The 18904-nt window shown below is 49.6% G+C and carries 15 protein-coding genes; 3 read left to right on the top strand and 12 right to left on the bottom strand.

The features are described from left to right. Positions 1 to 28: 28 nt before the first annotated feature. From ACXAJH_RS15805 to ACXAJH_RS15785, 5 genes are all read right to left on the bottom strand, one after another. Positions 29 to 313 carry an HNH endonuclease gene (locus ACXAJH_RS15805; RefSeq protein WP_474967827.1) on the bottom strand — a complete coding sequence of 95 codons (285 nt, stop codon included), beginning with the start codon at positions 311 to 313 and terminating at the stop codon, positions 29 to 31. Next, positions 297 to 4016: a helicase-exonuclease AddAB subunit AddA gene (gene addA / locus ACXAJH_RS15800; protein ID WP_474994518.1), complete on the bottom strand. Its 3720-nt coding sequence runs from the start codon at positions 4014 to 4016 to the stop codon at positions 297 to 299. Before addA ends, ACXAJH_RS15805 begins: the two co-directional genes overlap by 17 nt. Continuing rightward, positions 4016 to 7513: a helicase-exonuclease AddAB subunit AddB gene (gene addB / locus ACXAJH_RS15795; protein WP_474994516.1), complete on the bottom strand. Its 3498-nt coding sequence runs from the start codon at positions 7511 to 7513 to the stop codon at positions 4016 to 4018. The genes addA and addB overlap by 1 nt, the downstream gene beginning before the upstream one ends. Before the next feature lie 416 nt (positions 7514 to 7929). Then, on the bottom strand, positions 7930 to 8469 hold the full coding sequence (gene lepB / locus ACXAJH_RS15790) for a signal peptidase I (RefSeq protein WP_474967824.1): 540 nt from the start codon (positions 8467 to 8469) through the stop codon (positions 7930 to 7932). Between the two features lie 54 nt (positions 8470 to 8523). Beyond that, positions 8524 to 9171, bottom strand: a complete 648-nt coding sequence (locus tag ACXAJH_RS15785) for a TVP38/TMEM64 family protein (RefSeq protein WP_474967823.1) — start codon at positions 9169 to 9171, stop codon at positions 8524 to 8526. 210 nt (positions 9172 to 9381) lie between these two features. Here ACXAJH_RS15785 and ACXAJH_RS15780 point away from each other — a divergent pair, with 210 nt between their 5' ends. Next, a complete protein-coding gene (locus ACXAJH_RS15780; RefSeq protein WP_027956510.1) occupies positions 9382 to 9798 on the top strand; it encodes a YhjD family protein in 417 nt (138 codons plus the stop codon). Here the strand turns inward: ACXAJH_RS15780 and ACXAJH_RS15775 are convergent. Further along, the gene (locus ACXAJH_RS15775; RefSeq protein WP_474967822.1) at positions 9719 to 10246 is read right to left on the bottom strand and encodes a competence protein ComK; all 528 of its coding nucleotides are present in this window, start codon (positions 10244 to 10246) and stop codon (positions 9719 to 9721) included. The genes ACXAJH_RS15780 and ACXAJH_RS15775 overlap by 80 nt on opposite strands. A 288-nt stretch (positions 10247 to 10534) precedes the next feature. Here ACXAJH_RS15775 and ACXAJH_RS15770 point away from each other — a divergent pair, with 288 nt between their 5' ends. Continuing rightward, positions 10535 to 10999 (top strand): DUF3939 domain-containing protein, encoded by a 465-nt coding sequence (locus ACXAJH_RS15770; protein WP_474967821.1) that lies wholly within the window; start codon positions 10535 to 10537, stop codon positions 10997 to 10999. A 307-nt stretch (positions 11000 to 11306) separates the two neighbouring features. Here ACXAJH_RS15770 and ACXAJH_RS15765 read toward each other — a convergent pair whose 3' ends face one another. The 5 genes from ACXAJH_RS15765 to ACXAJH_RS15745 form a co-directional block, all read right to left on the bottom strand. After that, positions 11307 to 12242 (bottom strand): hypothetical protein, encoded by a 936-nt coding sequence (locus ACXAJH_RS15765; protein ID WP_474994514.1) that lies wholly within the window; start codon positions 12240 to 12242, stop codon positions 11307 to 11309. 84 nt (positions 12243 to 12326) lie between these two features. Further along, a complete protein-coding gene (locus ACXAJH_RS15760) occupies positions 12327 to 13874 on the bottom strand; it encodes a bifunctional metallophosphatase/5'-nucleotidase (RefSeq protein WP_474971866.1) in 1548 nt (515 codons plus the stop codon). Positions 13875 to 14000: 126 nt separating this feature from the next. Further along, on the bottom strand, positions 14001 to 15539 hold the full coding sequence (locus tag ACXAJH_RS15755) for a fatty acid--CoA ligase family protein (RefSeq protein ID WP_474967818.1): 1539 nt from the start codon (positions 15537 to 15539) through the stop codon (positions 14001 to 14003). 145 nt (positions 15540 to 15684) lie between these two features. Further along, on the bottom strand, positions 15685 to 16686 hold the full coding sequence (locus ACXAJH_RS15750; RefSeq protein ID WP_474970362.1) for a lipoate--protein ligase: 1002 nt from the start codon (positions 16684 to 16686) through the stop codon (positions 15685 to 15687). A 65-nt stretch (positions 16687 to 16751) separates the two neighbouring features. Next, positions 16752 to 17483 (bottom strand): MBL fold metallo-hydrolase, encoded by a 732-nt coding sequence (locus ACXAJH_RS15745; RefSeq protein ID WP_474971867.1) that lies wholly within the window; start codon positions 17481 to 17483, stop codon positions 16752 to 16754. Positions 17484 to 17607: 124 nt separating this feature from the next. Between ACXAJH_RS15745 and yhfH the strand changes: the two genes are divergently transcribed. Beyond that, positions 17608 to 17736 carry a protein YhfH gene (yhfH, locus tag ACXAJH_RS15740; protein WP_084163219.1) on the top strand — a complete coding sequence of 43 codons (129 nt, stop codon included), beginning with the start codon at positions 17608 to 17610 and terminating at the stop codon, positions 17734 to 17736. A gap of 104 nt (positions 17737 to 17840) precedes the next feature. Here yhfH and ACXAJH_RS15735 read toward each other — a convergent pair whose 3' ends face one another. Continuing rightward, complete coding sequence (locus ACXAJH_RS15735; protein WP_474967816.1) at positions 17841 to 18854, bottom strand: LacI family DNA-binding transcriptional regulator; 1014 nt, start codon at positions 18852 to 18854, stop codon at positions 17841 to 17843. Positions 18855 to 18904 lie beyond the last annotated feature (50 nt).

The following is an 18904-nucleotide window of genomic DNA, read 5'->3' as shown; positions in this document are numbered from 1 at the left end:
GAAAAAAACCGGGGGCGTCCCCGGTTTTTCAACGTTTCCTTCGATTGGATTTTCTCGTCGTTATTTTCTTTTCCGGATCCTGCTTTTTCACCCATCGCAAATACTTCTGCATGGCAGGGTGATCCTTCAGGCGTTCAGGTGTGTGATAAAAACCAGCCAGCTCCGCATTCGTAAACAGTGCATGAATCTGACGATGGCAGGCACCGCACAGCCAAATCGTCGGTCCTTCCACACCACCGTACTGCCTTGGAACCAGGTGATGCTCCGTCGTTTTCACGGGCGAGCGTCCACACAGCTCACACGTTCCCTCCATCGGTCTCCACCTCCACCTCGAGTGGTCCATCAAAGAAGTACAGGCACGTATTCCGTACCGGCTGCTTCCAGATTTTTTCGAGAGCCGTTTTATATAACCCGAGCTGCATCCGGTAACGATCGGCCAATTTCTGTGCGGCCTTCTCTCCCTGCTCGGGAATCTGGTCAGATTTATAATCAAGAATCATCCATCCATCCTCATAAGGAATCACCACATCAATCACCCCTTGGATGAATACCTGCTCCTCTGTTTCTGTTTCCCACTTGGCATACACTTCGTGGGCCGGCAGCGTCAAACTGAAGGGGATCTCCCGTTCAATCGTCTCTGCTTTCAGCACCATGGCCCCGACAGACGTATGGAAAAATTGCGCGACCGCTTCGGGATCCACCGCATCGGCTTCCTCCCGGCGCATAATTTCCTTGAGCACCAGGTGTTCCACATACTCTTCTACTTCGGCTGCTGTCCATACTTTTGTCAAAGGAAGATGCTGCATGACGGTGTGCATGGCTGTTCCCCGCTCCGCTGCTGTCAGCTTTTTCTCTTCCTGCATAAAACGCGGGCGCCTGACAATCGGGGCGCGGTAAGGAATGACCAGCTGGTCGCCGGCGTATTCATCAAGCGTTTCCCGCTGGCGTTTTATTTCCGTTACTGTCTGCTTCGCTCTCGTATAAGCGGCCTGCTCGTGAGGATAGACAAAGTTCAGCCGCTCCACATAAGAAGGATCCACATCGGCTTCCACGTCCACCTTCGTCCACTCCTCAACCGCCGTCTGCAGTTCTTCATCCCGCTTTTCCATCACTTCGTCAAGCACATTGAACTCACTTCCGTGGGCGATATGAACCTTCCACTGCGAGTGGTCATACTGGATGGATTCAGCGGTCTGCACTTCTATTCCTCCACGGAGCTCATCTGCCTGGTGGTGACGGATCAATGCAGGACCGATCCAGTCAAGGTACGACTTTGCCTCGAGCCGGTCATGTGGTGGAAGGACCCAGTCCTTGACATCAGCCGCCAGCTGCCACTTTTTCTGCTTTTTATCAAAAGAAGCGACATTTCCGACCATAACAAGCTTTTCCTTTGCTCTCGTCAAGGCCACGTACAAGACCCGCATTTCCTCAGCCAGAAGCTCCCTGCGCTTCGCTTCTTTCAACGCGTGATAGGCAAGTGTCGGATACATGAGCCGCTTCTGCGGGTTAATATATCTTGTACCGAACCCGTAATCTTTATGAAGCAGGTACCGGTTTTTCAAATCCATCATATTGAACTGCTTGTCGACAGCTCCGAGAATGACAAACGGAAATTCCAGCCCTTTACTTTTGTGAATGGTCATGATCCGGACAACGTCCTCCTGCTCACCGAGCGCACGGGCCGCCCCGAGGTCATCGCCCCGCTCTTCGATCCGCTCAATAAACCGTAGAAAACGGAACAATCCCCGGAAGGACGTTGCTTCATAGGAACGGGCCCGGTCATACAAGGCACGGAGGTTGGCCTGACGCTGACGTCCACCCGGCATACCACCGACAAAATCGTAATAGCCTGTTTCTCTGTAAATCTCCCAGATCAACTCTGACAGCGCTCCCTGGCGCGCCCGTTCGCGGAAACTCTTCAACAATTTGAGAAAATCATCCACTTTGCGATCCAGCTCATTGTTTCCCACATAAGCCTGCATCGCTTCATAGTAGGTCGAGCGTTTCTTCGCCAGACGGATCTGCGCAAGCTCATCCTCATCCAGTCCGACAATCGGCGATTTTAATACCGAAGCTAGCGGGATATCCTGCATCGGGTTATCAATGACCTTCAGCATACTCAGCATCACCTTGATTTCGATCGCTTCAAAATATCCGGTTGAAAGTTCCGCATAAACCGGAATCCCCTGCTGTTTCAGTTCATCAACGATTGTCGGAGCCCAGGTCATGGAACGCATCAAAATGACGATGTCCCTGTATTGGATCGACCGCTTCGTTCCAGTCTCCTTGTCGACGACCTGAGCAGGCTCCCCGCCTTCATACCCGAGCCATCGCCGGATCATTTTTCCGTAGGCTCGTGCTTCCAGCTGCGCCTTTTCCAAATCTTTGTAGGCTTCGTCATCTTCCGAGTCCCCCTCCTGGGACTCCCGGTCAATAACAAAAAGCTCTGCTTCGGTATCATCCGAAGTCAGTTCATCATAAATCGTGTTGCTGTAAATGAGTTCGGCTTCTTTCTCATATTCCATCTCCCCGACTTCTTCGTCGAGCACCTGACGGAAAATGTAGTTCGCCGCATCCAGCACCTGCTTCCGGCTTCTGAAGTTCCGGGCGAGATCGATACGCTCCCCCATACTTTCATCCGCAGCGTAAGCCTTGTATTTATTCAAAAACAACGAAGGTTCGGCGTGGCGGAAGCGGTAAATGCTCTGCTTCACATCGCCCACCATGAAGAGATGACCGGCGTCTTTTCCTTCGGTCAACAGGCGGAGCAGCGTCTCCTGCACAAGGTTGGTATCCTGATATTCATCAATCAGCACTTCAGAAAACTGGCGCTGAAAGCCCTCCGCCACCGGCGAAGCTGCCAGTTCCTCAGAGGAGGCGGAATCATCAAGGAGGATATTGAGGCAGTAGTGTTCCAGATCGGAAAAGTCGACGATCGCCTTTTCTTTTTTCAACTGCTCATAGCGCTGCTTAAAGTCCTTAACGATGATGACCAGCTGTTCCATGACCGGATACAGATCCTTCATATCCTTCAGATAGCTTTCCAGGGTGCGGGAAAACCACTCGTCCCTCAGCTCATTCCACCGCTTCTTATACCGGTCGCGGATTTTCTTCGCCTCATCCTTTTTCTCTTCATCTGCGTCCATTTTCTTTCTGGAAAGAGCCTTGAATTTCTGTCCTTCCATGAACGCCTGAAGCTCAGACCACGAATGGGCCAGCGCCCCCTTCGCCTGCTGGATGAGTTCAAGATCGCCTTCTGCGGTTTCTCCGTATGCATACGGGCCGTCCGGCTCCCTGGTGAGATCGAGCATCTGCCGGGCCTCGGTTTCCATCGCCTTCAGCTGGCTGGATACTTCCTGTTTCAGCAGGTCGAGCCACACCAGCTTTTCTTCTTCCTCATCTTCCCGCACATCATACATGGCTGCCATTTGATCGAGCCATTGGTCCGGCCACGGATTCTGTGTGGCAAACGTATAAAGATCAAGCACGAGTTTCTCCACATCCAGGTCGCTGCGGTCACTGGAAAACCGTTCCACAACGTCAAAGAACCGTTCCTGCTCTTCTCCATCTCTGCCGTACCAGTCCTCAAACAGATCCTCCAGGACTTCCTGCTGGATAAGATCAGCCTCTACTGTGTCCGCAATACGGAAGCCGGGATCAAGGTCCAGCATATAGGCATACCGCCGCACCACGTCCATACAGAAGGCGTGCAGCGTTGAAATCGACGCATTCTGCAGCAGAGCCAGCTGCTTTTTTAAGTGATGGGAGCCCGGATTGTCCTCAAGGGCTTTTGCAAGGGCCTGTCCGACCCTGTTCCGCATCTCCTGAGCGGCTGCGTTTGTGAAGGTCACAACAAGCAGGGAGTCGATGTCCACGGGATTTTCCTTATGCAGCAGCTTTTGAATGATCCGTTCAACGAGGACGGCCGTTTTTCCAGAACCAGCCGCCGCTGCTACGAGGATATCGGAGCCGTGCGAGTAAATGGCCCGCTCCTGTTCTTTTGTCCAGCTGACCATTATGAATTCTCCTTTCTTCCAGCCAGTCGTGCCAACACATCGTCATCGTTCAAGTCCTGCAGTTTGCGGTACTCGTTCCCCTCAAGGGTCGGATCAAACTGACAGACGGAACGGAACGAGCAGTGCTCACACGCGACCTGCTGTTTCTTCTGATAGGGATCCAGTTCAATTGTTCCATTCGTAATTTTCGTCCCTGCCTGGCCCATCAAATCGCGGATATAGGCTTTCAGCTGTTCAAAACGTTCGGCATCGGCCGTTTTTGAACTCTTGTAAAAGCCTCCGTTCGCTTTCAGAGCCGCCGGGACAATCTGGCTGTATCCCTTGTCAAGACCCGTGTCCATCATCTGGACAACGCGTTCATTTTCCAGCAGGAGCCCCTGCATTTTGAATTTCTTAAAGATTTCTTCTTCGATCTGCTGATCCTGCAGCAGCTGTTTCCCGGTAATCATCGGGTTGTGTACGTGGAAGTACAGGACCCCCGCCGGTGAAGCATTCATGCCGAGCCACTGCTCCGCATTCGTCAGGACGACATCCAGATACGCGAGCATCTGCAGAGAAAGGCCATAAAAAACGTCGACGAGGTTCAAGCCTTTGCTGCTTGATTTATAGTCAATGATTCTAAGAAACAAATCTTCCTGAGACAAAGCTTTGTCGACCCTGTCAATCCGTCCGCGCAGCATCAGTTCATAGCCGTTCGGCAGATCAAGAGATAACGGGGGCAGCTCGGCACCTTCCGTCCCGAAACCAAGCTCAAGGCCAACGGGAGAGAAGCTGCTCTTCCGGGCCTGTTCACTCAGGACGAAAGCAGCTCTCGCAATGACCTGCTGAAGCTTCTTCTGAATATATTGATAGCGGTTGGAGCTTTTCAATATTTGGTTCTGCAGGATTGGAGCAAGGTAGCTTGTCGCCCGTTCCGCATACTGGTCCGTCTCCGGACGCTGCAGCTGGGAAAAATCGCGCCCTTCCTCCTTGATCCATTCGGTAATCTGCTTCAGCGCTTCGTGGAACAACTGCCCGATATCCGGGGCGTCCAGTTTATACGTACGCCGCTCTTCCAGGTTGAGGCTGTGCTGGGCAAAGTACTGGTAGGAACAGCGGTGATACGTCTCAAGTCTGGAGACACTCGTTTTCAGCCTTTTATCAAACAGCTGGTTTGTCGTTTCCTCTTTCAAATCGACCGGCTGATTTCGATAAAAGAGGCTTTGCAGCACGCGGTTCGTCAGACCGTGGGCCGGCTCATGATCGATGTACCAGTTGAGCAGCTCCCACCAGACCGGCTGCATCATATACCCTTTTAAATATCTGGAAAACTGGGCCGTCAACGCTGATCGTGTTTTTGCCGGATTGGTAATAAACCGGCGTGCATCGTGGAGATCATCCGGCTCCTGCCACAATTCATGCTCCGCGCAGCGCGGGAACAGTTCTTCGATCCGCTGAATGAGCGGCGCAGGCACTTTCGATTTTCCTTCTTCGTTGCTCAACGGATAACTCACCCATAACTGCTCAGAAGCCATCGTCAAAGCAAGGTACACGTAAAAACGGTCGTCCAGCAGCTGCCGGCTGCTTCCGTCGGCAAGTTTCAATCCGTGCTCAGCGAGAAGCGAGCGCTCCTGTTCGGAGATCATTCCGTCACCTGGCGGCTTCATCGGCCACATCCCATCCGTCACACCGAGCAGGAATCCGGCTTTGATGCCAGTCATCCTGGAACGGTCCACACTTCCGATAATGACATGGTCCATGCTCGGAGGAACGTGGGCAAACGTGAGAGCCTCCAGCCCGCTGTCCAGTGTTTTCCGGAAGACCTGCAGCGACATTTTTTCCTCTCCGGCCATTTCCACCATTTCATCCAGCAGCTGCAGACATGCGTCCCACACCTGCTCCTGTTCACGCCCCCGCTCAATCTCTCCTCGTTCATCATAATCGTTCCGCCACGTTTCCAGCTGTTCTGGAACACGAAGGTTTTCAAGCCATTTATACAGCACCCCTGCTCTGCCTTCAATAGACTCTGCCGCACGCAGCTGTTCATCGAAGGACTGCAGCGCCTCGCGTACCTGCTCCCGGTAGGCGTTGATCCGGTCCTGTTTTTCCTTCTCCTCATCTGTCTTGGACGCCTGCTCAAACCCGCGGAACCGCTGATATACCCAAGGTTCTTCCGAAAACCACTGACTTCGGGAGCGTATGCCGTATTCAAGCACATAGTTCTCCAGTTCATCAATGGCATCCTCCGTCAGCGGCCAGCGCGGATGGGAGGCTGGAATAAATCCGGTCTTTAACAGACGGAACACCGCATCATAACGGAAGTTTCCTTCCACGACGTCCAGTCCCGAACGAATCAGTTCAATCATCGGGTGGTTGAGCATCGTCCGTTTTTCATCAATAAACACAGGAATACCATAATCATCAAACAAGGTCTCAATCAAACTGTGATACACATCCGGCTCCCGCATCAACACCGCCATATCCTTAAACCGATAGCCCTGGTCGCGGACAAGCTCAAGAATTTTCTGTGCGACACCTTCAACTTCCGCCCGCGGATGGACGGCTTCCGCAATCGTCACAGGGGCCTGATCAGGATAAGTCTCAGCCGGGCGCACATCATAATACTCCTCCAAGTGAAGGAAGGCAGGGTTATCTTTCATCCGGCCCGCAGTATGATCAAGCACTTCCACGTCATCAACTGTCGTGCCCGCCTCCTCGGCCGTCCTTTTCAGGTCAAGGTAGGTCTGTTTCGTCTCATAAAACAAATCCAGCTCTGAATTCCCTGTCTCTTCCGGGTTCTCGGTCGTAAGAGTGACGTGGACGTTCTTCACCTTTTTCAATAACGCTTCGATGACCCCGTATTCCTGTGGGGTGAAGCTGTGAAAACCGTCAATATAGACGTCCGCATCTTCTAAATAACCGGCTTCCCCGATTTTTTCAGATAGAAGCTGAAGCTGATCCTCTCCGTCTATGTACTGCTCTCTTAGAGCATCTACAAGTTTATCGTAAATATAGAAAAGATCGTCCAGCTTTTCCTTCAGTCCTTCTTCCTGACTGGTGGAATGAACGAACTGCTCCAACGCATCCATCTGGGAACGAAGATCATCAGGTGTAATCCGGTACCGTTTGAATTCGGTGATGATTCCTTCCAGCTGAGCAATGAACCCCTGCTTCTCCACAGCCTTCTGGAAGACGCGCCAGTCGGATGTGCGCTCTTCTACAATTTTCCTCAGCATCATCTGAACGCCTGTTGAACTGATAAACTTCCTCGTTCCCCCGCCCGTCTCCTGAAGCACACGCCAGGCGAGGCGTGAAAAGCTGAAGACCTGGGCTCTGATCGATCCCTGCATGCCTTCGCGTTTCAGCAGCCCGTATTCCTGCTGGAACGTCATTTGATCAGGCACAATATAGACAATGGCCGGACCGCGCGGGGCTTCCTGCAGACGCTGCTCGATTTCATCGAGGCAGCGCGTACTTTTTCCCGCTCCCGATCGGCCGATTAAAAAACGCAGACCCATCTTTTCCGCTCCCTTCTTTCTTCCATACTGCTTCTATTTTATCACTTTTCCCCACCAAATGAAGAATCCCGCGACTCTGCAAAAAGGAAGAGCTTGTATAGAAAGTCTTTGTTGCTTCAGTGCTTTCAGGAGCACAGACCCTCTTCGAACGTCCAAGTCTCCTCTGGGAAGATCATCCTGCCGGGCTTTTCCCACAGGAGCGGAAGGGCTGATTCCTTTCAGGATCGAAACGGATTCTCCTCCACCTGTGTTTTCCCCCTGTTGAAAAATAAAAAGGGGATCATCTGTTATACAGATGATCCCCTTTGTTGAGCCCCCCATTGCGCAAAGGCATGTGGAAGGTTCTGCAGGGACGTATACAGGAACAGGGCAGACAGATGATCTTCCTGCCCAAGTTCGCTGCAGCCGTTTCCCAGCTATTTAAACTGTATTCCAGCCTGACTGAACGGCCAGTAGCGGACATCCACTTTCCCGACAACCGTCTCTTCCGAAACAAAACCAAAGTAGCGGCTGTCCAGACTGTCTCTGCGGTTATCCCCCATGACGAACAACTGCCCCTCCGGTACCGTTGTGGACCCTGTCACTTCCTCCAGTGTAAAATCCTCCGTAAAAGGAAGGCCGTCACTGGGACGAAGATCATCAAGGTAGCTTTCATCCATAAGGACACCGTTCACGTAAAGCTGGTCATTCTTAAACTCTATTTCATCACCAGGAATGCCGATGACCCGTTTGACATAGTCTTCATCTTCATTAGCATGGAACACAATGACCTGCTGCCTGTCTATTTCGCTCCAGTCATACACCGCTTTGTTCACCATCAAAAGATTGCCGTCATACAGGGTGGGCTCCATAGACTCCCCATCGACGACATAACTCGCAAATAAGTAGGAACGGAAAACAAACGCCAGCAGAAGGGCAAGCAGGACAGTCCGTATCCATTTCAGGTATTTTTTCATGGTCTGCTCCTCCATGTGTTGGTCTATCCACATTTTACCCGCAATGGAACGAACTTAATCGTCGCGGCGCACTTTCCGCTCCGCCTTCCTTTGAATCCGCCCCTCCAGATATTTTCCGAGAATCCAGAATAGAAGAATACAAATACCGACGACAATCGATTTCACCGGATTCTGGGCGAATGAGGCAATGCTTGAGCCGACATAGGAGATGGTGAAGATCATCACCGATTTTCCTAATAGAACAGCAAGAATAAACTGCTGCCGGCTGACTTTGGACAAACCGGAAACGACATTGATGACGGCGGAAGGCGAAAAGGGAAAGCACATCAGCAGAAACAAAGGCCCGAAACCGTGTTCCTCCACCCATACGACGACCCGTTTCACCTGCTTCTGTTCTGTAATGGCGCGGAACGGCTTTTTATCCCCGAGCCTGCGGATGATAAGAAAAACACTGACCGCACCGATCACCGAGCCGATCCAGGAATATAAAAATCCGCGGAACAGCCCGTACACCACCGAATTGGCCAGCACAAAGGCCACTAAGGGGAGAACAGGAAGAAAAGCTTCCAGCAGGGGAAGAAGAATGCCGGGAAGCGGACCGAGGCGATCCAGCTCCTCCAGCTGGCGGATGATATAATCAAACAGCTGATCGTTCTCAGCTAAATGCCGCCATTGATTGATTTTTTCAAATACAGCATCCATGATGAAGCTCCTTATGTACACCTATGAAGAGGGGTTTTCTTTTTATTTTATAGGATAGGTATCCCCTCTGCCCAGTCTGTTTAATCAAGATTTCCGTTTCTTTCTCCCGCTGCCACTTTTAACCTCTTCAAAAAACAGGTTGCATAAAAAGGATGTCTGCGTGGTATAATACAGAACAAGAACGTTTGTTCGTATTCGGAGGGGAATGACATGAGGTACTTAAAACAGAAAGAATTGGATCTCGCTTCCCGCTACTTGTTTTTATCTATGGCGGTTACAGTCATCAGGCAGGATCGGAAACACGTGGAACAGGGGAAATTCAAAATAAAGGAGCCGTACATGGAGCTGCTCGGTAAAATGGAGCTGGAAGCGCGCCAGGAAAGAAAAGAGCTGAGAAAACAGATGGATGCCATGAAGATCCAGGTTGTGGAGTCCGGACGCAATGATTCCTTCACGTCTTTTCTATTCCTTGCCCACGGCTATGAGGAAAAGCGGAACTACTTCAACCCGGCCATCCGCAAAAAGGTGGAAAACATTCTATTTGAGCTTATGAAAAGGTCTCAGCAATCCGGTCCGCCCGTCGCTCAGAGGCAGCCGGCCCATCACGAAAACGGTCTTCGAGAATAACGCGCAGATGAGCCGTGCGCTGTACCTGGTTGGCAAACATCCCGTCAGAAACAGGAAAATTGACGGATGTGCCCTGTCCGAAATGGACCGTCGTCGTTTTATCTCGCTCACCGTTAAAGGTCCGGATATATTTGTGGGCGACCCAGGAGCATTCTTTTCGTTTCGGGGAAATAATAGGGAAGAAATAAATACCCATCGCTTCGGAGATGACAATCGGAGGTTTATGTGTGTAGCTTGTCAGTTGTTTCGTCCCGGCCATGCGCCCGTCCAGACTGCTGGCGAAATAGCGGCAGGAATCATCCACGATCGTACTGGGAGCCGCGTGCACATAAAAGCGCTCTTCCCGCTCCACAACTTCAGTAAAGACTTGTCCATTATCCTGCTGGACAGCAACCAGCGCCATCGTCTTCGGGTTGATTTCATATTCTTTCTTCTGCACATGCGTCATCCACAAACACCCTTTCTCATTTAGACAGCGGTAACTCTCCCTGCAGGTCGATCTTACCGCTTTTCTTCTTCAATTTACCAAAAACTAAGAAAAAAGTCTAAACATTCTCAAAAAAATATCCATATCTGCTATACTACAGTTAACAGCCGCTGCCTTCGGGGTAAGCGTCTTTCTTTTCTTCCCCCTTCTGTCCGAAATCCGGATTGAGCAGTGTAAACACCTCAAGTTCAGGCTGACCTTTCATCACAGGCACCTCATTCCCTCCATTTCAAAGAAAGGAGACTATTCATGTGGAAACGTAAAAAGAAACCTTCACAAGCCGGCAGAAAACAAACATTGGAAGTCCGTGACTTATCGATCCATGATGTCCGCAAGGCCGTCCACGCCTTCGCTGATCACAAACCAGGAGATGTTCCCTTGAGCGTCCTCATCAATCAGGACCTGACACTGGACTATGACCTGCTGGCGCCATATCTCGAGGGACTTCCGGAGAAGAACTACTATATGTCCAGAGAAACTTATGAACTGTTCGAAGAAGACGCCCTTGACTTAGCTCAGGATCTGGACCTCGTTCAATATGCCGTGGATCAATACATGAAACAGACTCAGGAACTTCCTGTCATTGATCATGACCCTTTTAAACGGATAAATTATTATAAGCTGGAAAAACATGATTTGTTACAGCGCCGCCCGAATCGCGACTTTTATCTCACAGACGAGGAGTTTATGATCACCTATAAAAAGCCGGAATAATAAAAGACAAAAAAATGCCAATGCTTCATAGGAAGCATTGGCCAAAAGAGACGACTGGTTAACTTTTGAGTGAGGGAATAAATTGTTTGAAAAGTTCTTCTGAGAGGGAAGATTCTTTTCATTACACTCATCAGTAACAAGTTACTGACCCATTTACGACAACCAATCGCAAATGGTTTGAGATCAATAAGCATCACCGCTTATCTGTTTTTATTGTAATATATCTTCCGCTCATAATCACCGAAAAAAAGTTGCGGTTTCCCGCAACTCCTTGCGTATTTACTAAGAAATGACATTTGACCTTCCCTCACGAGGACTTGATCAGCTCGTCCTGCTCTTCCTTCCACACCGTCTCTTTCTTCTCATAATCCCGCTGCAGAGACTCGAGATCAACAAGAGAGTCGTGTGTCTGCTTTCGAATCCTGCGTACCTCTTCATGGGACTGCTGGATCTTATTCTGTACAAATAAATCCACAATCAAACCATCCAGAAAGTAATCAGCTATCGTCCATCCTTCAGAGATTCGGAGGTCCACATCGGCGAATTCGCCGATGTCCGCCATTTCATTTGCAAACTTCCGCAAATGCTGTTGGGCCATATGAACAGCTTCTTCTGCCTCATCCATTCTGGAATGCTTCACCGCTGTGGTGAGAAGACCCCCGCCAAGCATATCGGCCATTCCCCAGTTTTCCGCTTTCGTCAAAAACTCCGAAGCCGTCTCCAAAGCCTTGTGCGCTTCCTTTCCTGCCTGCAGGGCTTCTTCAATTTCTGTCCGCTCTGCAAGAAGCTGCGAGCGCTTCTCACTAATTTCCAGAAGCCGCTTTCCTTTATCACCGCCGCCGGAGACGAGCGCCTCTTTTCGTTCCTCGTACAGCGTACGATAGCGCGTCCGCACCCCGCTCAGGCTCTGCATTCGTTCTTCAATATGACGTATTTCCCCTTCGATGTCCTTACGGGACTTTTCAGCCTCCCGCCATTTCACACCAGCCTCAACCACTTCCTGCTTTTCTTTTTCCATCCGGTCCTGCTTTTGGCCGGTAAGGACAACGAATAGACGACTCAAACGAACACGCTCCAGCTTTTCCACATCCTCTTTTTCCTCCTCCAGTCTACGAGCGAAATGGGCTTCTTTTCCGCGTGCCTCCTGAAGCTCTTTTTCCAGCTGGTTATGTTCACGTTCCAAACGTTCCAGCCTATGTACGTCCTGTTTGGCTTCCATCAATCGAGATAATTGTTTCTCCACGTTTCATTCCCCCTTTCCTTTTTTACGACCCCACCCACATGAACGTTTCACATCCATGAAAAAAAGACTGCCGTAATAGGCAGTCTACTCATCCAACAGGTTGTTTTCAGCGATATGATCTGACACGATATCCACAAGAAGCTCACCTTCACGCAGGAGCTCCCCACGTCCGAAAGCTTCAAAACCATCTCCGCCGTAAGCCAGATACTGGGTGACAGCGACCGTATAGGTCTGCTCGGGATCGACCGGTTCACCATCTTGATCCCGCAGGTTATATACAGAAATCACTCCGTCGTTCTTCTCCCACTCATATGTCAGCCCTGATGGCTGTACCCTGTTCGTCCGTCCTTCGCTCCACTGTTCAAGCAGAGCGTCTTCAATCTGTTCACCGGTCATTGTCAGACTGACCCCATAATGCTTGAAAGGAAGCGAGGAGTGCAGGTCCACAGCTTGAATGGGACCTTGAGGGATACTTTGACGTATCCCACCGTGATGCACGAATGCCATATCCGCCTGCATCTTCTCCTTCAGTGAACCGGCTACAAGCTCACCGAGTGCAGAACGGCCTTTTTCGTCTTTCTTCCTCGACAAACCACGTTCCGCCTCTCCCAGCACCTGGTGATACTCCTCTTCGATCTGAGCCTGATATGGCTCCAGCAATGCCTTTGTCTCCGGATCCGGGTCCATCCCTTCGTGGTAGGTCACAATAATCTCTGCTTCTTTATTGACGATATCTTGAGTGGCCGGGTCGATCGTCAAATCGACTTTGGAAAATGCCCGTCCGTACGAATACGCCTGAACGATCAGCTTTCCATCTACTTCAATATCTGCATACGTATGGTTATGCCCTGCAAACAGGACATCAACTTCATCATCAATGGCTCCGGCCATCTCTACAAAGGACTCAGATCCTTTTGTGCCGGACTTGTCAGATGCAGCCGAAACATGGCCGAGAACAATAATGGAAGAAACCCCTTTATCCTTCAATTCCTGAACCGCTTCATTGACCGCCGTGACTTCATCCGTAATCCTGACGCCTTCCAAGTTCTCTTCAAGGACATAATCACGCGTGTCTGTCGTTACCACTCCAATAAAACCGACAGGCACACCTTTGATTTCTTTAATGATGTGGGAAGGAAGCAGCGGCTCTCCTGTCGATTCATCCACGACATTTGCAGCAGTATAAGGGGTGGTCGAACCAGAAAACGTCCCCGTCTGCTTATGCCATCCCCCGTCAAGCAGGCGCGTCATTTCCTCTACTCCCTCATCCAGTTCATGGTTTCCTAGTGTTCCAACATCAAAGCCCACCCTGTTCATCCATTCGACCGTTGGTTCATCCTGAAACAAAGAAGAAATTGGCGGACTTCCACCAATCATGTCTCCTGCGTGAACAATAAGAGAGTGAGGGTTCTCCTTCTCATAGGCTTTCAAGTAAGCGGCCAGGTATTCAGCACCTCCCGCTTTCTTTCCATCAAAGGTCAGTTCTGCCTCCAGCTGACCATGCAGATCGTTGACACCGAGAAGCTGAATGTCCACGGGCTCCTCGGAATACAGCGTTTCAGCAGCCAGCAGAAAACCTGTAACAAGCAGCAGCCCCAACAGCAGCGGCATTCGACGTTTGAACGTTCTCATACACCCACCCCTTCCTTATTCCTCTTTAAAGTATCAAGAGAAAATAAACGGGGTCTTAAGTTCTTATAAATGATTGTTAAATTAAAGAAGCCGCTCCGGCTGAATGAAACCGGAACGGCTTAATGATTAAGAGCTGGTGAGCTGCTTGCGTAAGTTCTTTCTTAATATTTTCCCTGTTGTGTTCTTTGGAAGTTCGTGTAGAAACTCAATTCGGGACGGCCATTTATACTTGGCGAGCCGCTCACGGCAGAAAGCGAGCAGTTCGGCTTCCCGGAGAGACGGATTCCTGGAAACAACAAAACTGATGACCGTTTCCCCAAGCTCCGGGTGCGGCGCACCGACGACCGCCACTTCTGTAATGTCCTCGTGGCTGTATAAAACCTCTTCCACTTCTCTTGGATAGACATTATAGCCCCCGACAAGAATCATATCCTTCTTCCGGTCCACAATGTAGAAATACCCTTCTTCATCTACACGGGCCATATCGCCGGTATAAAGCCAGCCATCTCTGATTGTTACAGCAGTTTCCTCCGGCATTTTGTAATAGCCTTTCATCACGTTCGGACCTTTGACGATCAACTCTCCGACTTCGCCGACAGGAACATCTTCTCCTAGTTCATCCACGACGCGGTTTTCTACATTTTTTATATTTCTCCCTATTGATCCAGCTTTTCTCGGACGGTCCAGCGGGTTGAAGGCAGTGACCGGCGAAGCCTCCGACAATCCATACCCTTCTGAGATCCGTACGTGAAACTGCTGTTCAAAAGATTCCAGCAGGGATACAGGCAGCGATGAGCCGCCGGAGATGGACAGACGCATGTGCCGGAAGGTCTGCACCTGATCGCTGCCTGTCTGCTGCAGATAATTATACATCGTCGGCACTCCGGCAAACACGGTAGCTTTATGTTCATCTGCCACAGCAAATACTTCCTGAGGGGAAAACTTCGGAATGACGAGGATGGTGCCTCCATTCATAAGCGGTGCATTCAAACAGACGGTCAGGCAGAAAACATGGAACATCGGCAGTGTGGCAATGACCCGGTCATCGGAAGAAAACTCCAGGTAGTCCGCCACATCTGTGGCGTTGGAATATAAATTCCGGTGGGTCAGCATCGCACCTTTCGGCTTCCCGGTCGTTCCTGAGGTATAAAGGATGACTCCCGTGTCTTCATCCTCAAGGGGCGGTCCCTCAAAAGCCGGGCTGCCTTCCTCCACCGCTTTTGTAAACGATTTCATTTTTGGAGACAAGGAAGATGCGGACAAATCCATACCGCTGTTCGTATCGGCAGCAAAATAATGCTCCACATCGCTTTGGTGATCCAAATGTTCAAAAATCTCCAAAAGGACATCCATTGTGATGACAGCTTTGACATCCCCATTCTTTAAAATGTATCCAATCTCTGATGCGGTGTAGGTCGGGTTGATTGGGATAACAGTCGTCCCCGCACGGAGGGCTCCGTACAAGCCGATCATAAACAGAGGACTGTTCCCACTTACCAAAGCCACATGGTCTCCTTTCCCATAGCCAAGCCTGGACAACGTTGAAGCGAATTTCGTTACGGACGCATCGAACTCTTTGTAGCTGACCGAATGACCTTGAAAAATATAGGCATCCTTGTCAGGGTTTTCTTGAGCCGTCAGCATCAGCTGTCCGCTTAAATTCATGCATGCTCCCCCTTATTATGAATGAATAATCATTCACCATTTGTATTTTCTAATTAATTATAAAATACTGAAAACTTTTTATCAACTTATGTCTAAACGTGAAATAGGAAAAACCCGGCCCCCTCCAACAGAGACCGGGAATTTTTTAATAAAGGATGTTCAAAAAGTCTTCTTTTGAAATTTTCCCAAGGTAATAGGAAATATCCACCTCATCCAAAGCTTCAGAGATGGCCTGGCGTTCATACCTGCATCCGATCAATGTATCCTCGACTACATGGATATCACCGACACCGAAGAAATCTCCAAACACTTTTGCATTCTGGATGGTACCTTTAGACACATCAAGACGGACATCGTAACTCCCTGCTCCTTCAATCCGCTTGGTGTGCTGGATGTTGAACTTCGGAGAACGGCCGTAGTTCCAGTCCCAGTTTTTATAGCGCTCATCGGCAAGTTTATGGATGTTGTCCCAGTCTTCGGCAGTAAGCTTATACTGTGGTACATCCTTCACATCCTCCACATCAAAAATATAGCGGAGAATCAGGTGTTTGAATTCCTCCATGGAAATCGGCTCTTCGAGAAATTCAGAGATGTTCGCAACGCGGCTGCGGATCGATTTGATTCCTTTGGATTTGATCTTTTCTGTTTTCACATTCAGCGCAGATACGACGTTTTCGATTTCAGAATCCAGCATTAACGTTCCATGACTGAACATCCGCCCTCGTGTAGAAAACTGGGCATTCCCTGAAATTTTCCGGCCATCCTCTGCGGTAATGTCATTTCTTCCGGACAACTCCGCATTTACACCGAGCTTTTTCAAGGCTTCTGTCACCGGCTTCGTAAATTTAGCGAAATCATGGAAGCTGTCTCCGTCATCCTTCGTGATGAAGCTGAAATTCAAGTTTCCGAGATCATGATAAACGGCTCCCCCACCGGACAGGCGGCGTACAACATGAATGCCGTTATCTTCCACATAATTGGTGTTGATTTCCTCCACCGTGTTTTGGTTCTTCCCAATTATGATGGACGGTTCATTGATATAGAACAGTAAGTAGGTTTCATTAATATCGAGATTTTTTAAGGCGTACTCCTCGATCGCCAGATTAATCCTGGGATCATTAATGCCTTCGTGGTCTATAAAAAGCATGGCTTTCATCCTTTCCAGTCCTTATTCCATGTACCATTGTAATCGTTTAGAAAAGGAGAAACAATCTATTTACTCCAGGATAAACCTTCCTCTGCGATCTGAATGGTTCCTTGAAAAACGTTCCGGGCTTCCTGACGCAGGCGGGTATGATCCCCGAAATGTGGAAGATGACTGAGCCAGAGCGTATCCACCCCGGCATCCCGGGCGATGGTGGCAGCTTCTGTACTGGTCATATGCCCCGGACCGGTCCCATCCATTCCATGATAGAAGTTCGTATCTGTAATCAACAGGTCCGCCCCTTCTGCAAAATCCCCCCACGGTTCGAAATAACTCGTGTCCGCTGTATAAACAATCGTGTTGTCCCCATCACTGATCCGCATACCATAACAAGGAACAGGGTGGGAGGTTTTTTGAAAGTCAATCGTGAATGGTCCGAGTTTCAGCGTTTCTCCAGGATCATAGCCGACGCCTTCTGTATACTGATGGCTCAGCCGCTCAAACTGTTGTTTGTCTTCTTTGTGCCCATATAGATAAAGCTTCTGATTCGTTTCATGCAGAGTGTTCTGAACGAGCATCGCGTATTGCAGCGGTCCGATATCCGCTATATGGTCATGATGGTAATGAGACAAAAGGACAGCATCAAGATCCATCACTTTTTTGTACTGCTGCAGTCGCGACAAAACACCACTTCCGCAATCGACAAGCATCGTAAATCCATCCTTCTCCAACAAGTATCCGGAGGTCGCACTTCCTGACGCCGGATAGGCTCCCCAGTATCCGATAATCGTCACTTTCACATCATCCACTCCCTTTTTAAAAAAATTCCGCCTAAATATGCTTTGTTTTATAACAGATGGTTGATTTCTGAATATTGTTATAATACAATGGTTTTACATTAAAAATACTTGGAGGCGATTTACCATGATGAATGTTCTTGAGTTTTTCCGTAACCTGCCGAAAAAGCACTGTGCTCAATGTGGAAATGTCATTCAGGAAAAAGCCGACTGTTATGGTAATGTTTGCGACGACTGCGACCACCCTGCCCGTTAATTCCAGTATTCCACAAAAATCCATAGAGTGAACCTATCATTTGAAGCAGCTGGCATCAGCTGCTTTTTTTATGGATGCCATAAAAAAAAGCCATTCGTAGAAAACTACTGAATGGCTGCTTCTCTGCGTTTCGTTGAATTTCTTAATAGAAGCTGATGGGGATAGACATACCGCTTCGGTGCAATGGCTCCCGGATGAAGCAGCTGCTGTATGAGTACTTCCACCGTTTTATCCGCCATTTGTATGACCGGCTGCTGGATGGTTGTGACAGAAGGCACCATCAGGAGCGACACCATCTGATTATCAAACCCTACCACGGCGAGGTCCTCCGGCACCTTCCAGTCTGAGGAAGAAGCTTCATAGATTAAACCGGCTGCTACTTCATCCGATCCAGTAAATACCCCGTCAATATAAGGGAATTCGCTGCGAATCAAATGAAAGACCTTCTGTCCGTCACTGACATCAATCGCCCAGTCGATATTAAGCTCGTCGAGGAAAGGTCGTCCATATTCCTCCAACGCCTCAAGGAATCCCTGCTTCCGCATAGCTCCCAGATGACTTTCCGGCCCTCCGCTGGCGTACGCAATATGTTTACACCCCTGCTCCAGCAAATGAACAGCAGCTTCGTAGGCGGCTGTTTTATGATCCATATGAATCATTGGAATCGAAGCATCCTCCATGTATTCATTGCAGAACACAATCGGACCGGACTCCAGATAAGGCTCGACATCCTTCCAATCATTGATGAGGGAAGCCATAATCACACCATCCACCTGCTTCGTTTTCAGCAGCTGAAGATAGTCGATTTCTTTTTTTCTGGAATGGTGGGTCTGGCAGACGATCACCTGGTATCCCCATTCGGATGCTTTCTGCTCCATCGCTTCAATTAAGTTTCCGAAGAATGGATTGGTAACCCGGGGCAGCAGGACTGCTATGGTTTCTGTTTTCTGGCTGCGCAGGCGGCGCGCAGATGAATTGGGGACATACCCGAGGTCCTTCATGGCCTGGACTATTCGCTGCCGCTTTTCTTCAGTCACGTATGGCTGATCATTAATGACGCGGGACACCGTCGTCCTTGATAATCCAGCCAATTTCGCTACATCTTCAATCGTAGCCATATTCATTTCCCCCTTGATGCTATTTGAAAACGTTTCCAATTATTATCATA

The organism is Halobacillus sp. ABD4_316, assembly GCF_056161385.1.
The sequence above is the reverse complement of the archived record's forward strand: the minus strand, read 5'-3'. Positions and strand labels throughout refer to the sequence as shown.

What these genes read in the sequence shown, in the direction of transcription:
- ACXAJH_RS15805 (WP_474967827.1), bottom strand. Translation starts at nt 313, where the DNA reads ATGGAGGGAACGTGTGAGCTGTGTGGACGCTCGCCCGTGAAAACGACG.
- ACXAJH_RS15755 (WP_474967818.1), bottom strand. Translation starts at nt 15,539, where the DNA reads ATGAATTTAAGCGGACAGCTGATGCTGACGGCTCAAGAAAACCCTGAC.
- ACXAJH_RS15760 (WP_474971866.1), bottom strand. Translation starts at nt 13,874, where the DNA reads ATGAGAACGTTCAAACGTCGAATGCCGCTGCTGTTGGGGCTGCTGCTT.
- addA (WP_474994518.1), bottom strand. Translation starts at nt 4,016, where the DNA reads ATGGTCAGCTGGACAAAAGAACAGGAGCGGGCCATTTACTCGCACGGC.
- ACXAJH_RS15780 (WP_027956510.1), top strand. Translation starts at nt 9,382, where the DNA reads ATGAGGTACTTAAAACAGAAAGAATTGGATCTCGCTTCCCGCTACTTG.
- yhfH (WP_084163219.1), top strand. Translation starts at nt 17,608, where the DNA reads ATGATGAATGTTCTTGAGTTTTTCCGTAACCTGCCGAAAAAGCACTGT.
- ACXAJH_RS15785 (WP_474967823.1), bottom strand. Translation starts at nt 9,171, where the DNA reads ATGGATGCTGTATTTGAAAAAATCAATCAATGGCGGCATTTAGCTGAG.
- lepB (WP_474967824.1), bottom strand. Translation starts at nt 8,469, where the DNA reads ATGAAAAAATACCTGAAATGGATACGGACTGTCCTGCTTGCCCTTCTG.
- ACXAJH_RS15770 (WP_474967821.1), top strand. Translation starts at nt 10,535, where the DNA reads ATGTGGAAACGTAAAAAGAAACCTTCACAAGCCGGCAGAAAACAAACA.
- ACXAJH_RS15775 (WP_474967822.1), bottom strand. Translation starts at nt 10,246, where the DNA reads ATGACGCATGTGCAGAAGAAAGAATATGAAATCAACCCGAAGACGATG.
- ACXAJH_RS15735 (WP_474967816.1), bottom strand. Translation starts at nt 18,854, where the DNA reads ATGGCTACGATTGAAGATGTAGCGAAATTGGCTGGATTATCAAGGACG.
- addB (WP_474994516.1), bottom strand. Translation starts at nt 7,513, where the DNA reads ATGGGTCTGCGTTTTTTAATCGGCCGATCGGGAGCGGGAAAAAGTACG.
- ACXAJH_RS15750 (WP_474970362.1), bottom strand. Translation starts at nt 16,686, where the DNA reads ATGCTTTTTATAGACCACGAAGGCATTAATGATCCCAGGATTAATCTG.